Consider the following 13,639-nt stretch of genomic DNA (forward strand, 5'->3'; position numbering starts at 1 on the left):
GTCAGGATGTGACGGCGTCGAGCAGGCGGGAGGCGGCGGCGCGCGCCTCGTCGGTGATGGTGGCGCCCGCGAGCATCCGGGCGATCTCTTCCCGCCGGGGCGAGGCCTCGAGGGGCACGACGCGGGTTGCAACACGGTCGGAACCGCGCACCCCTTCCTTCAGGATGAGAAAATGGCTCAGCGCCCGGGCAGCAACCTGAGGCGCGTGGGTCACGGCCATCACCTGCACGCGGCCCGCAAGCCGCGCCAGCCGCTGGCCGATCGCATCCGCCACCGCGCCGCCGACGCCCGTGTCGATTTCGTCGAAGACCAGGGTCGGCGCCGATCCCTTGTCGGCGAGCACCACTTTCAGGGCCAGCATGAAGCGGGACAGCTCGCCGCCGGACGCGACCTTCATCAGCGGCCCGGCCTTGGTGCCGGGATTGGTCTGCGCCCAGAACTCGACCCGGTCGAACCCGCCGCCGTCGCGGCTGGCCTCGTCCGTCTGGATCTCGGTGATGAAGCGGGCCCGCTCCAGCTTGAGAGGCGGCAGCTCGGCCTGGACGGCGGCATCGAGGGCCTGAGCGGCCTTGCGACGTCCCGCCGACAGCTTTTTTGCTGCCGTCACATAGGCCGTATCGGCGGCAGCGGCGGCCTGTTCAAGCGCACCCAGCTTCTCTTCGCCTGCGTCGATCGACGCGAGGTCGTCGACGAAGCGCTGCCGCAAGCTGGCGAGATCGTCGGCGGCCACGTCATATTTGCGCGCAGCGGCGCGCAGCGCGAACAAGCGTTCCTCGGTCTGCTCGAGTTCGCGCGGGTCGAATTCAGCGGCCCGGAGCGCATCCTGCAAGGCGGTGCGCGATTCATCGATGGCCAGCAGCGCCGCGTCGAGCGCCTTCACGCTGGGATCGACCAGAGCCGGCGCCTGCGCGCTGCGCCGTTCGAGCTTGCGCACGGCAGCGGATAGCACGGCGACCGGCGAGGCGGAGCCTGCCACCGCCTCGAAGGCATCGGTGAGATCCTGCGCGACTTTTTCCGCCTGCATCATGGTGACGCGACGCCCGGCGAGCGCATCCTCCTCGCCCTGCCTGGGCGCGAGCTTGCTCAGCTCTTCGACCGCATGACGCAGAAAGTCGGTTTCCTTGCGGGCTTTCTCGATGCGCCCGCGATGATCCTGAAGGGCTTGCCTTGCCTCCCGCACACGACGGGCGCTGTCGTGGACCGCCTGGACGGGGGCGCCAAGGCCGCCGAACGCGTCGAGGATCGCCCGATGGGTGACGGGATCGACCAGGGCGCGGTCGTCATGCTGCCCGTGGATTTCGACAAGCGTCGCACCGATGGCCTTCAGCACCTGCACGCTGACCGGCTGGTCGTTGACGAAGGCCCGCGTGCGGCCGTCAGCCACCTGAACCCGGCGGAGAATGAGATCGCCGTCGATGTCGATATCGGCCTCAGCGGCGATCAGGCGAGCCGGATGCCCGGTCGGACAATCGAACACGGCCGTGATCTGGCCCTGCGGCTCCCCGTGGCGCACAAGGCTGCCGTCGCCCCGGCCGCCGAGGGCCAGAGCAAACGCATCGAGCAGGATCGACTTGCCGGCCCCGGTCTCGCCCGTGAGGACTGAGAGGCCCTCATGGAAATGCAGCTCGAGCTTGTCGATGAGGACGATGTCGCGAATCGCAAGCTGGATCAACATGGAGGTGGAGGACTACCCCGTCTTCTGACCGACCTGGGGCACGCCGCGGAACGCCTTGCTGATCCAGGACCCTGAATCCTCACGAGGCTCGACGCCGCCCTTGGTCAGCAGCGCATGCGCATCCTTGTACCAGGGGCTGTCCGGGAAATTGTGTCCCAGAACGGCCGCGGCGGTCTGCGCTTCGCTGACCACGCCCATGGCCATGTAGGCCTCGGTGAGGCGCTCGAGCGCCTCCTCGACGTGGCGCGTGGTCTGGTAGCGCGCGACCACGGTGCGGAAGCGGTTGATGGCACCCGAATAGTTGCGCTTCTGAAGGTAGAAGCGGCCCACCTCGAGCTCCTTGCCGGCGAGCTGGTCGCTCGCGACCTGGATCTTCTTCTTGGCGTCGGCGACATATTCGGAGTTCGGATACCGCTGCACCAGCTCCTGCAAGGCGAGGATGGCGCGCTCCGACTTTTCCTGGTCGCGGGTGATGTCGGGAATCTGGTCGTAATACGACGACGCCATCAGATACTGCGCGTAGGCCGCATCAGGGGTCGTGGGGTGCTGCTGGAGATAGCGCTTCGCCGCCGTGATAGATTCCTCGTAGAGCCCACCTTCGTAATTGGCGTAGGCTTCCATGATCAGCGCCTTGCGCGACCATTCGGAATACGGGTTCTGCTTCTCGAGCAGGCTGAATTTCTTGGCGGCGCCCTCGTAATCCTTTTTCTGGATCCGGGCCAGGCCGTCATTGTAGAGCGTCTCGCCGGGGACCTCGGCGATGATTTCCGGCTTGTAGGTCTCGCTCTTGTCAAACGGATTGAGCGACGAGAGGGTATCGCACCCGGCCAGGGTTACCCCGCAGGTCGCGATCAGGAGCGCGCGGACCCCTGCGCTTCTCAAGCCCAAATAAGCTTTCGCCAACGACATGCCTCGCGGCCCTCCGAAAATCGTGCACGATTGTCACGCTACTCTGATGGCTCTTTACCCTATGCGCGGGCAAAGAGCCAACCCCTCGCGCTGCCTTTACCCATGGCTGTGGCCGCAATAGGGCAAAAGTCCGTGCGGCCAAAGGGCGCTTGGGAAACTGGGCGGTCGGGAACGGTGGAGGCTCAGAGCACTTCCGGTGCGTAAGCGGGAACGGCGATGTTGTTGCCGATCTCCGCATAACTGGGCTCGCGACGCACGCCGGAATCGACAATGGCGTAATTGGCGCGGTTGGAGAACAGCGCTTCGAGAACCGCGAAGTTCATCCGGTGACCGCCGCAGAAGGAGCGGTAGGTGCCGAGCAGCGGCATGCCGGCCAGCGACAGGTCGCCCACCGCATCGAGGATCTTGTGACGGACGAACTCATCCGCATAGCGCAGGCCTTCCGGGTTCATCACCCCGTCCTCGCCGATCGCCACGGTATTGTCGAGGGAGGCGCCGAGCGCGAAACCGGCGCTCCAGAGTTTCTCCACATCGCGCATGAAACCAAACGTGCGGGCGCGGGAGATGTCACGGCGGAAAACCGACGGCGAGAGGTCGATCGACTTGCTCTGGCGGCCGATAACCGGGGTCGGAAAGTCGATTTCGACCTCGAGACGGAACGCCCGGTCGTTGGGGTTCAGTTCGACGAAAGCCTTGCCGTGGGTCACGCGGACGGGCTTGAGAACCTTGAGATAGCGACGCGAGGAACCCTGCAAGGCAAGGCCGACCTCGTCGATGGCGGCGATAAAGGGTGCCGCGCTGCCGTCGAGGATCGGCACTTCCGCGCCGTCGATCTCGACCAGCACGTTGTCGACACCGAGGCCGGCAAGGGCAGCCATCAGGTGCTCGATGGTGGCCACCGCGCCCGTGTCGCGGTCGCCGATGACGGTGCACAACTCGGTGGCGGTCACGGTCAGATGGCGGGCATTGATGAGCCGGTCACGGCCCCCGGGCAGACCGGTGCGCAGAAAGACAATCCCGTGATTCGCTTCAGCAGGGTGAAGAGAGATCTTCACCTCGTCTCCTGAATGGACCCCGACACCGGTGAGGGTGACGGAGGCGCGGAGGGTTGTCTGCTGGCTTTGCTTCATCATGTGGGACCTCGAACACATCGACCGGATCAGGCTTCGTGCGTCCGCTGTTTCTCTTATCTGCGGCGGGTTCCGGGTGAATCCGCCCTCTTCAACTGGAGGGCAACATAGGGCCGGCGCACATCAAGGCCAAATCACGGTTGGTTACGTTCTGTAACAAACTGAACACTTCGTAAATATTTGAAATTGCAGCACTTTACGAAGAAGCCCCCAGCCGGGTCGCGACTGGGGGCTCAATGTGTCGTTACGGCACTTGAGACTCAGTTCGCCTGGCGGCGAAGGAAGGCCGGAATCTCCAGTTGATCGTCTTCCATGCTGCGCGGCGCAGGCGCCATCCGACCCTGCGGATCGAGGTGTCCCTGCGCGGGGCGCTGGCCCTGCGGATGCGCCGGACGCTTGGCGTATTCCGCGTGAACCGGCGACATCTGCTGGCGGGGTGCCTCGGGCGCCTGGCGCTGCTGGGGAGCGGGCTCGGGATGAGGCTCGTCCTTGCGACCAAACCCGACCGTCGCGAGCCGCTGGAGGAGCGACATACGCTTGGGATCGTGCCCATGCTCCATTTCACCGCGGCTGGCGCGGATCTGGTTCTGGGCCGGGATCGGCAACTCGTCGATTCGCGGCATGCGCGCCGGGCGCATCGCGCGCTCGGCCTGGGGCGGGATGAACGCGCCCTGGGCGATCGGCTCCTCGTGGTAGCGGGGCTCCGGCATCGGAGGCGCCTCGTAGACCATCGCCTGCTTGGGCTGGGCGGGGGTCAGCACCACGTCGTCGCGCATGACCGGCTGGGGCGCCATGTCCATCGCGCTCGGCATCGGGGCGTAGACGGGAGCGGGCATCGGGGCGGGCGCGGCCTCGACGGCCTTCACCGGTTCGACTTGGGCGGTGGTGGGACGAAAGGTCGGGACGGGCTGCGTCGTCTGCGAGACCCGGGCCCGGGCTTCCGCCCGCAGGCGCTCGGCCACTTCCGAAATCCGCTGCTCGGTGGAGGACAGGTCAACGCCCTCGGCGATCAGCGCCTGGTCGATGCCGGTGGCGACGACCGACACGCGGATGATGCCCTCAAGGCTTTCGTCGAACGTCGCGCCAAGGATGATGTTGGCGTCCTGATCGACTTCCTCGCGGATGCGGGTGGCGGCCTCATCGAGTTCGTAGAGGGTGAGGTCGTTGCCGCCGGTGATCGAGATCAGGAGGCCGCGCGCGCCCTTCATCGACACGTCGTCGAGGAGCGGGTTGGCGATGGCAGCCTCGGCTGCGCGGATCGCGCGGTTCTCGCCGGACGCCTCGCCTGTTCCCATCATCGCCTTGCCCATGCCGCGCATGACCGAGCGCACGTCGGCGAAGTCGAGGTTGATGAGGCCTTCCTTCACCATGAGGTCGGTGATGCAGGCAACGCCCGAATAGAGCACCTGGTCGGCCATGGCGAAGGCATCGGCGAAGGTGGTCTTCTCGGTGGCGACCCGGAAGAGGTTCTGGTTCGGGATGACGATCAGCGTATCGACCGATTGCTGCAGCTCGTTGATGCCCGATTCGGCAAGCCGCATGCGACGCACGCCTTCGAACTGGAACGGCTTCGTCACGACGCCGACGGTGAGGATGCCGAGCTCGCGGGCCGCCCGGGCGATGACCGGAGCAGCACCTGTGCCGGTGCCGCCGCCCATGCCGGCGGTGATGAACACCATGTGCGAGCCCGAGAGCTGATCACGGATCTCGTCCATGACCTCCTCGGCGGCCGCGCGTCCGACCTCCGGCTGGGAACCGGCGCCGAGACCTTCGGTCACCTGCAGTCCCATCTGGATGACCCGCTCGGACTTCGACGATGTCAAAGCCTGCGCGTCGGTGTTCGCGACCACGAACTCCACGCCCATGAGACCGGATTCGATCATGTTGTTGACGGCGTTACCGCCGGCGCCACCGACGCCGAAGACCGTGATGTGGGGCTTGAGTTCCCGGATGTCCGGAGCTTGCAGATTGATTGCCATGACCTGTTGCCTCTTTTGGCCTTGTAACATTCGCGTTTGGCCGACGCTGACCCTTGGTGACTTGAACTCAGGACGGTGGCCGCCGCGCCACCGCCATACTCTCTAAAACTCTAAAAACTCTCGCGAATCCAACGGCCCACCCGAGAGATGTAGCCGTCGGTTCCGGTACCCTGAAACAAGCCGCTCGAACGCGGCTCGAAATACTCGATATGCGCCACCTGCGGATAGACGAGGAGGCCGACCACCGCCGAGAAGGCGGGGCCCTTTGCGGCTTCGGGCAGGCCCTTGATGCCGAGCGGACGCCCGACACGAACCTGTCCTTGCAAAATGCGTCGTGCGGTCTCGGGCAATCCGACGAGCTGGCTTGCGCCGCCCGTGAGAACGACCCGCCGTCCGGCCTGCGCCGCGAAACCTGCGTTCCGAAGGCGATCGCGAACGAGTTCGAGCACTTCCTCGACCCGCGGCCTGATGATGCGCACCAGATGCGATTTCGGCAGATGATTGGGCACGTCGCGCTCGTCCTCGTCGACCTGCGGCACAGCGATCATGTCGCGATCGTCGGCGCTCGACGTGATGGCCGATCCGTAGAGGGTCTTGAGGCGCTCGGCAGCGGAAACCCGTGTCGTGAGACCGCGTGCGATATCCATCGTGACGTGGTGCCCGCCCACCGCGATCGCATCGGTATGGACCAGATGCCCATTGGCGAAGATGCCCACACTGGTGGTGCCGCCGCCCATGTCGACGACCGCGCAACCCATATCCGCCTCATCGTCGACGAGGACCGAAAGGCCCGCAGCGTACGGCGTCGCGATGACCGCCTCGATGCCGAGATGGCATCGCTCGACGGCGAGCATGAGGTTGCGGGCCGCTGCTGCTTCCGATGAGACCACGTGCAGATCGACGCCGAGGCGTTCCCCGATCATGCCGGCCGGATCCACGATATGATTCTGTGCGTCGAGCGAGAAGCCGGTCGGCAGCGCATGAAGAACCGCCCTGCCCTGGCGCAGGTCCTGGCTGCTGGCGGTATCGAGCACGCGATGGACATCGCTCGATCCCACCGCGCCGCGAACGTTCACATGCGCGTCGAAATGCTCCGAGCTGAGGCGGCCGCCGGTGAGATTGACGATGACCGACTGGATCTCGACCTTCGCCATCCGTTCGGCCGCATGCACGGCCTGCCGGATCGCGCCCTCGGCCGCTTCCAGATCGACGATGACGCCGCCCTTGAGGCCGACCGAGCGCTGGTGCCCGATGCCGAGGATGCGCGCCACATGGGTGCGGCCCCGCAGGGATTCGATCTCGTCGACGGGCTTCAATTCCGCCACCACGCAGACCACCTTGCTGGTCCCGATATCGAGGACCGACAGGATGGCGCTCTTGCGCGCGGAAAGCGGCTTCAGGCGCGGTGTCAGGCCCTGACCTGAGAGACTCATGTGTCGACCCCCTTGCCGCGCATTTTCTTCTGCTTCATGGCCTCGGCTCGCGCCGCAGCCGCTTCTTCCGTGAGACGGACGACGACCCGGTCCGCAATGCGCAGATCGATGGCCAGCACGTCCTTTTCCAGGATCTTCTGCTCGCGCTCGAGTTTGGCGAGACGCGTCAAGGCATCCGCGGCGCCGCGCTCGGGCAGCAGCACGTCCATGCCGTTTTCCATCTTCAGGTTCCAGCGCCGACCGGACACGAGCGTGCCAGCCCGGATACGGCTCTTGAGGGCGCCGGCGGATTCGAGAAGGCCGAGATAATCGTTGTTGCGCAGGTTGGCGCGGTCGCCGACCACGAGGGGAAGGCCGATGAAGCGCTCGTCCTGCATGAGGTCGATGACGGTGCCGTCAGACGCGATGATGAAGAGCTCGCCGTTGAGCTGCCACAGGGCATGCGGCTCCCGCTCGGTGAGGCCGATCACCAGCTCGTTCGGATAGAGCTTGCGCACTGAAGCGCTGCTGATCAGGGGCACCCGCTCGAGCCGCTCGCGCACCGCATTCACGTCGAGGAAGGGCAGCGACACGCGCCAGTCGAGGCCGGCAGCGGCCAGGACTTCGTTCTCGCGCATCTGCGACAGACCCGAGATCGTGACCTGCTCCAGCCCGAGGCCGACGAGGCGCGCTACCGCGTGGTGGGGCTCCCCGTGGGTGCGGATGAACTCGTTGAGATGGCCACCCTGAAAGAGGCCGATGGTCGTCACGACGGCAAAAAAACCCAGGGTCAGGCCGGTGCCGAGATGGCGCGGGATGCGTCGCGCCAGCGGAATGCCGGAGGAGCGCCGCCGAACGCTGCGGGATGAGCCGAAGAGCTTGCCGAAGGGCAGCTTGGAGGCCAGACGCTGCCGATTGTCGAAGGAATGAACGCGCGCACCTGCGGCGGCGGCCGAATAGGCCGTCATCGGTTGCAGGTAGCGTCCTCCACCATCCATCGAACAAGCTCACCAAATGTATAGCCCGCATGGGCTGCCAATTCTGGCACCAAGCTGGTCTCGGTCATGCCGGGTTGCGTGTTGACCTCGAGGACCACGAGCTCCCCGGTTCCCCCCGGGGTGTCGTCGTATCTCAAATCAGCGCGACTGATTCCGCGGCAGCCGAGCGCTTGGTGCGCCGTTAACGCTAACTCTTGGACCTTTTGGTAAATATTCGGTTTAATTTCTGCCGGGAGGACGTGAATGGAGCCGCCCTTCGCATACTTTGCGTCATAATCGTAAAACACGCCCGTCGAGGGCCTGATATCGATGACCCCGAGCGCCCGATCGCCCATCACCGCGCAGGTCAGCTCGCGACCCGCAACGTATGATTCGACAAGGACTTTTTCGCCGAACGCCCAGTCTTCCCGGAGCAGTTCCTGGGGCGGATGGGAGCGGTCTTCGCGCACGATGATGACCCCCACCGAGGACCCCTCATCGACCGGTTTGATCACATAGGGGGCCGGCAGAACGTGGCTTTTGGCCGCCTCGAAACGGTTAACGACCATCCCCTGCGGCACAGGGACGCCGGCAGCCGCCATAATAATTTTGGCCTTGTCCTTTTGCATGGCGAGCGCGGAGGCCAGAACACCCGAGTGGGTGTAGGGGATTCGCAGCAGTTCCAGGAGGCCCTGCATGGTGCCGTCCTCGCCGATTCGCCCATGCAGGGCGTTGAACACCACCTGCGGGGCCACCGCCTGCACGACGGTCGCCACATCCGGCTGCACGTCGATGGGGGTGACCCGGTACCCCTGCTCCTCGAGGGCCTTGCAGCAGGCCCGCCCCGTCGCGAGGCTGACTTCGCGCTCCGCCGACCAACCGCCCAGAAGAACGGCGACGTGCTTGCTCATGATAAGTTCCCCGTGTTCCGGCCCGCGCCTGACGCCGACCGTTTGATGTTGATTCGAGTCAGGCGAGGCCGACCCGTTTGATTTCCCACTCGAGGACGACTCCCGAATGCTCCCGCACGCGACGGCGAACCTCGTCACCCAGGCTCTCGATGTCGACGGCCCGGGCGGTGCCATGATTGATCAGAAAGTTGCAATGAAGCTCGGACACCTGGGCGTCGCCGACGCGCAGCCCCCGGCATCCTGCCGCATCGATGAGTTGCCAGGCCTTGTGGCCCGGAGGATTCTTGAAGGTCGACCCGCCGGTGCGGGTATTGACGGGCTGGGTCGAGGCCCGCGCATCCGTGATGGCGTTCATCTCGGCCAGAATGGCCTGCGGATCGCCCGCGGAGCCCTGGAACACCGCCTCGGTGAAAATTACATCGTCGGGCACCGCCGCATGGCGGTAGGTGAAGCCCATGGCGGCGTTGTCGAAGCTCACGCGCGTCCCGCTGCGATCGACCCCGATGGCCGAGATCAGCACGTCCTTCGTCTCGCCCCCATAGGCCCCGCCATTCATTCGCAATGCGCCGCCGATGGCGCCGGGAATGCCGCGCAGGAACGACAGACCCGCAATGCCGGCCTCGGCGGCGACGCGCGCCACCTTCACGTCCGGCGCTCCCGCCCCTGCCCGAATGCGATGATCGGGCAACACGGCGATATCCGAGAACCCCTTGCCCAGCCGAATGACGACACCGGGAAAGCCGCCGTCGCGAATCAACAGATTGGAGCCGAGGCCGACGGGCAGGACCGGGAGGTCTGGACTCAGGCGCGCGAGGAACACCGCAAGGTCGTCCGCGTCCGCCGGCGAAAACAGGACCTGGGCGGGCCCGCCGGCGCGAAACCAGGAGAGCGGCGCTGTCGGCGCATTGGCCTCCAGCTTGCCGCGCAGGTCCGGCATCGCGTCGCGCAGGGCCGCTGTCAGGTCGGCGAACATCAAGCCGGCGTCCCGGACAAAGCCTCGAGTTCGCCCGGCAGTGCATAGGCCCACTGCGTAATGTTGCCGGCGCCGAGGCAGAGGACGTAATCGCCCGGCCGCGCGATGCCCTTGACGAGACCGGCCAGATCCTCCGGTTTGTCGAGCGCCATCGCGTTGCGGTGACCGCGGGCCTTCAGGCCCGCCACCAGGTCATCACGCTCCGCGCCAGGAATGGGCTGCTCGCCCGCCGCGTAAACGGGAGCCACGATGACCGCATCGGCATCGTTAAAGCAGGTGCAGAACTGCTCGAAGAGCGACGACAGGCGCGTGTAGCGGTGCGGCTGCACCACCGCGATCACCTGACCGCTGGTGGAGGCCCGCGCGGCCTTGAGGGTTGCGCTGATCTCGATCGGGTGGTGACCGTAATCGTCAAAAATCGCCACGCCGTTCCAGGTGCCGGTGCGGGTGAACCGGCGCTTCACGCCGCCGAAATTGCCAAGCGCCTTGCGGATCGCATCCGTCGAGACGCCGAGTTCGTGCGCCACCGCAATGGCGGCCGTGGCGTTGAGGGCATTGTGGGCGCCGGGCATCGGCAGCACGAGATCTTCGAGCTCGATACGAAAGCCGGGCCGGCGATCCCGGATCATGACGCGGAACCGGCTTTGCCCGTCGCGGGTGTCGATATCCATCAACCGGACATCCGCCTGTGGGTTCTCGCCATAGGTGATGATCCGGCGATCCTCGATATGGCCGACGAGATCCTGAACGGTCGGGTGATCGATGCACATCACAGCAAAGCCATAGAACGGAATCGAATCGATGAACCGGCGGAACGCCTCCTTAATGGCGTCGAAGGTGCCGAAATGATCGAGATGCTCGGCATCGATATTGGTCACGACAGCGACGTCGGCCGGCAGCTTCAGGAACGTGCCGTCGGATTCATCGGCCTCGACGACCATCCACTGGCCCTCGCCCATGCGGGCATTGGTGCCGTAGGCATTGATAATGCCGCCGTTGATGACGGTGGGATCGAGCCCGCCCGCATCGAGAAGCGTCGCGACAAGCGACGTGGTGGTCGTCTTGCCGTGCGTGCCGGCGATCGCCACGCAGGATTTGAAGCGCATGAGTTCGGCGAGCATCTCCGCGCGCCGCACGACGGGCAGGCGCTTCTCTCGCGCCATCGCCAGTTCCGGATTGTCGCGCTTGATCGCCGTGGAGACGACGACGATCTCGGCCGCATCCACGTTCTCGGCCTTGTGGCCGATGAAGGTCTTGATGCCTTTGTCGGCGAGGCGCTTGACGTTGTAGTTGTCGGAGGCGTCCGAGCCCTGCACCGTATAGCCAAGGTTGTGCATGACCTCCGCGATGCCCGACATGCCGATGCCGCCGATACCGATGAAGTGAATGGGTCCAAGCTTCGGCGGCAGTTTCATGAGGGTGTTCCGTTTGCGTGAGAGGAGACCAGGGCGAGTACGGCCTGAGCGAGGCGCTCGGCCGCATCCGTGATAGCGGCGCTATGCGCCGCCCGGGCCGCGACGGTCAAGTTTTGTGGCGATGCCAGCGCCTTGCGCAGTTCATCGGCGAGGCGTTCGGGCGTAAACGCGACTTGTGGAAGAACGATGGCAGCGCCCAGATCGCCCAGTACCTTGGCGTTGGCCGCCTGATCCTGGTCGATGGCGCCGGGAAGCGGCACGAGGATCGACGGCCTGCCGATGACAGCCAGTTCGGCCACGGTCGAGGCGCCCGACCGCGCGATGACCAGATGGGCCTCTGCAATCCGGTGCGGCAGGTCCTTGAAGAACGGCTCGGCCTCGAACGTCACGCCAAGCTGGCTGTAACGGTCGCGAACGCGCGCCAGATCTTCGCCGCGGGCCTGCTGCACGATCATGAGCCGCGACAGTTCTGCGGGTGACAGCAGGGCTATGGCCGCCGGAACCACGTCGCTCATGACCCGCGCGCCCTGACTGCCGCCGGTGACGAGCAGGTTGAATCGCTCCTCGGGACAGGGGGCTTGGAACGGGATCTTTGCCGCAGCCGTCACCGCCGGGCGGATCGGGTTTCCGGTCTGGACGACGCGCCCGCGAAGCCGGGCCGGAAGTCCCTTGATGTCCGCAAAGCCGGTGGCGACCAGGGCGGCCCGGGTCGCGAGAAGCCGGTTGGCCCGTCCCATCACGCCATTGGCCTCATGGATGGCTGTCGGAATGCCCAGGAGCGCAGCGGCGACCAGCGGCGGCACGGTCGGATAACCGCCAAATCCGACGACGACAGCGGGCTTGAGCCGGCGCAGCGCCGGGATGGCCACCAACGTGCCGCGACCCAGGCGAAAAGCCGCCCCGATCATCTGCGGGATCGAGCGACCTGAGGGCGTAGCAGATGGAATCTCGACGATCTCGTCGGCCGGAAAAGCGCCCGCAAAGGCGTTGGCGCGCTTGTCCGTGGCGAGCGCCACCCGGGCGCCTGCCTGTCTCAGGGAATTCGCAAGCGCCTCCGCGGGGAAAAGATGCCCGCCCGTTCCTCCCGCGGTGAGAAGGATGAGGGGCGCCGTCATCGGCGCGACCAATCCTGATTGAAATTGTCCATCATCTCCGCGCGCGGGCGGCGACGGGTGAGCGCAATCAGGAATCCCATGGCGAGCGCGAGAGAAAGCAGCGACGAGCCGCCATACGACACGAACGGCAGAGTCATGCCCTTGGCGGGCATGAGATGCACGTTCACCATCATGTTGATGCAGGCCTGCAGCCCGAACATGAAGACGATGCCGGTGGCGGCAAGGCGGCAGAACGTGTCCTCGTTTCGGCGAGCCAGCGACAGCCCGCGCAGCACGATGAACGCGAACAGGACCAGCACGATCATGCAGACCACGATGCCGAACTCTTCCGCCGTGACCGCAAAGATGAAATCGGTATGGGCGTCCGGCAGGATCCGCTTGACAGTCCCCTCACCCGGACCACGGCCAAGCCAGCCGCCGCGGGAGAACGATTCCATCGCCGTGTCGACCTGGAAGGTATCGCCCGACGTCTTGTCCATGAAGCGCTCGAACCGCGCGCGCACGTGCGGCAGGAATTCATAGGCGGCTCCGATGCCGACCAAGCCGGCGCCGCCCAGGCCCATCACCCAGAACCAGTGCAGGCCGGCGATGAAGAAGAGGCCGCACCACACCACGGTGATGAGCATGGTCTGCCCGAAATCCGGCTGGAGGATCAGCGGAATGATGGTTGCGGGCAGGATGAGGAACCCCAGAAGCGCGCCCGGCATGTCCTTGCGCCGACCACCTTCGGAGAAGGCCCAGGCGGCGAGAACCACGAAAGCCGGCTTGACGAATTCGGACGGCTGGATGCCCAGCGGCCCGATCACGATCCACCGGTGCGCGCCCTTGATCTCCGGCCCGTATTGGAAGGCGAGCAGCACCAGGATCATTCCGACGAAATAGACCGCCAGCGCCAGCCGCCGCAGATGGCGCAGAGACAGGAACGACACCGAGAGCAGGATCGCCAGCGCCGGCATGAGGAACATGACCTGACGATTGACAAAGTGGAAGGTCGACAGACCGAGGCGCTCGGCCACCGGAGGCCCGCCGGCCATGAGGAAAACCAGCCCCGACAAAGCCAGGACGGCAAGCGCCGCCAGGAGGGACCGGTCAACCGTCCACCACCAGTCGCTGAAGGCCGAGCGTTCCGCGCGTGACACCATG

The 13,639-nt window shown here is 65.7% G+C and carries 11 protein-coding genes; all 11 read right to left on the reverse strand.

Annotation, left to right across the window (positions count from 1 at the left end):
• Position 1 precedes the first annotated feature (1 nt).
• Complete coding sequence (gene recN / locus J4G32_RS04690; RefSeq protein WP_210484951.1) at positions 2-1,675, reverse strand: DNA repair protein RecN; 1,674 nt, start codon at positions 1,673-1,675, stop codon at positions 2-4.
• A gap of 12 nt (positions 1,676-1,687) precedes the next feature.
• The gene (locus J4G32_RS04695) at positions 1,688-2,584 is read right to left on the reverse strand and encodes an outer membrane protein assembly factor BamD (RefSeq protein ID WP_210484953.1); all 897 of its coding nucleotides are present in this window, start codon (positions 2,582-2,584) and stop codon (positions 1,688-1,690) included.
• A gap of 182 nt (positions 2,585-2,766) precedes the next feature.
• Complete coding sequence (lpxC, locus tag J4G32_RS04700) at positions 2,767-3,714, reverse strand: UDP-3-O-acyl-N-acetylglucosamine deacetylase (RefSeq protein WP_210485507.1); 948 nt, start codon at positions 3,712-3,714, stop codon at positions 2,767-2,769.
• A gap of 260 nt (positions 3,715-3,974) precedes the next feature.
• The gene (gene ftsZ / locus J4G32_RS04705) at positions 3,975-5,693 is read right to left on the reverse strand and encodes a cell division protein FtsZ (RefSeq protein WP_210484955.1); all 1,719 of its coding nucleotides are present in this window, start codon (positions 5,691-5,693) and stop codon (positions 3,975-3,977) included.
• A gap of 110 nt (positions 5,694-5,803) precedes the next feature.
• Positions 5,804-7,126, reverse strand: coding sequence for a cell division protein FtsA (gene ftsA, locus J4G32_RS04710; protein WP_210484957.1), 1,323 nt, complete (start codon positions 7,124-7,126; stop codon positions 5,804-5,806).
• Positions 7,123-8,103 carry a cell division protein FtsQ/DivIB gene (locus J4G32_RS04715; RefSeq protein WP_210484959.1) on the reverse strand — a complete coding sequence of 327 codons (981 nt, stop codon included), beginning with the start codon at positions 8,101-8,103 and terminating at the stop codon, positions 7,123-7,125. Before J4G32_RS04715 ends, ftsA begins: the two co-directional genes overlap by 4 nt.
• Positions 8,070-8,993, reverse strand: coding sequence for a D-alanine--D-alanine ligase (locus tag J4G32_RS04720; RefSeq protein ID WP_210484961.1), 924 nt, complete (start codon positions 8,991-8,993; stop codon positions 8,070-8,072). Before J4G32_RS04720 ends, J4G32_RS04715 begins: the two co-directional genes overlap by 34 nt.
• A gap of 58 nt (positions 8,994-9,051) precedes the next feature.
• Positions 9,052-9,966, reverse strand: coding sequence for a UDP-N-acetylmuramate dehydrogenase (gene murB, locus J4G32_RS04725; protein WP_210484963.1), 915 nt, complete (start codon positions 9,964-9,966; stop codon positions 9,052-9,054).
• The gene (murC, locus tag J4G32_RS04730) at positions 9,966-11,381 is read right to left on the reverse strand and encodes a UDP-N-acetylmuramate--L-alanine ligase (RefSeq protein ID WP_210484965.1); all 1,416 of its coding nucleotides are present in this window, start codon (positions 11,379-11,381) and stop codon (positions 9,966-9,968) included. The genes murB and murC overlap by 1 nt, the downstream gene beginning before the upstream one ends.
• On the reverse strand, positions 11,378-12,496 hold the full coding sequence (murG, locus tag J4G32_RS04735; protein WP_210484967.1) for an undecaprenyldiphospho-muramoylpentapeptide beta-N-acetylglucosaminyltransferase: 1,119 nt from the start codon (positions 12,494-12,496) through the stop codon (positions 11,378-11,380). Before murG ends, murC begins: the two co-directional genes overlap by 4 nt.
• Positions 12,493-13,638: an FtsW/RodA/SpoVE family cell cycle protein gene (locus J4G32_RS04740; protein ID WP_210484970.1), complete on the reverse strand. Its 1,146-nt coding sequence runs from the start codon at positions 13,636-13,638 to the stop codon at positions 12,493-12,495. Before J4G32_RS04740 ends, murG begins: the two co-directional genes overlap by 4 nt.
• Position 13,639: the final 1 nt, after the last annotated feature.

Origin of the sequence: Microvirga antarctica, assembly GCF_017921815.1 — a bacterium.
GTDB lineage: Bacteria > Pseudomonadota > Alphaproteobacteria > Rhizobiales > Beijerinckiaceae > Microvirga > Microvirga antarctica.

Bases quoted from the DNA above. Each gene is read 5' to 3' on its own strand.
- recN (WP_210484951.1), bottom strand. From the start codon at position 1,675: ATGTTGATCCAGCTTGCGATTCGCGACATCGTCCTCATCGACAAGCTC.
- J4G32_RS04695 (WP_210484953.1), bottom strand. From the start codon at position 2,584: ATGTCGTTGGCGAAAGCTTATTTGGGCTTGAGAAGCGCAGGGGTCCGC.
- lpxC (WP_210485507.1), bottom strand. From the start codon at position 3,714: ATGAAGCAAAGCCAGCAGACAACCCTCCGCGCCTCCGTCACCCTCACC.
- ftsZ (WP_210484955.1), bottom strand. From the start codon at position 5,693: ATGGCAATCAATCTGCAAGCTCCGGACATCCGGGAACTCAAGCCCCAC.
- ftsA (WP_210484957.1), bottom strand. From the start codon at position 7,126: ATGAGTCTCTCAGGTCAGGGCCTGACACCGCGCCTGAAGCCGCTTTCC.
- J4G32_RS04715 (WP_210484959.1), bottom strand. From the start codon at position 8,103: ATGGATGGTGGAGGACGCTACCTGCAACCGATGACGGCCTATTCGGCC.
- J4G32_RS04720 (WP_210484961.1), bottom strand. From the start codon at position 8,993: ATGAGCAAGCACGTCGCCGTTCTTCTGGGCGGTTGGTCGGCGGAGCGC.
- murB (WP_210484963.1), bottom strand. From the start codon at position 9,966: ATGTTCGCCGACCTGACAGCGGCCCTGCGCGACGCGATGCCGGACCTG.
- murC (WP_210484965.1), bottom strand. From the start codon at position 11,381: ATGAAACTGCCGCCGAAGCTTGGACCCATTCACTTCATCGGTATCGGC.
- murG (WP_210484967.1), bottom strand. From the start codon at position 12,496: ATGACGGCGCCCCTCATCCTTCTCACCGCGGGAGGAACGGGCGGGCAT.
- J4G32_RS04740 (WP_210484970.1), bottom strand. From the start codon at position 13,638: ATGGTGTCACGCGCGGAACGCTCGGCCTTCAGCGACTGGTGGTGGACG.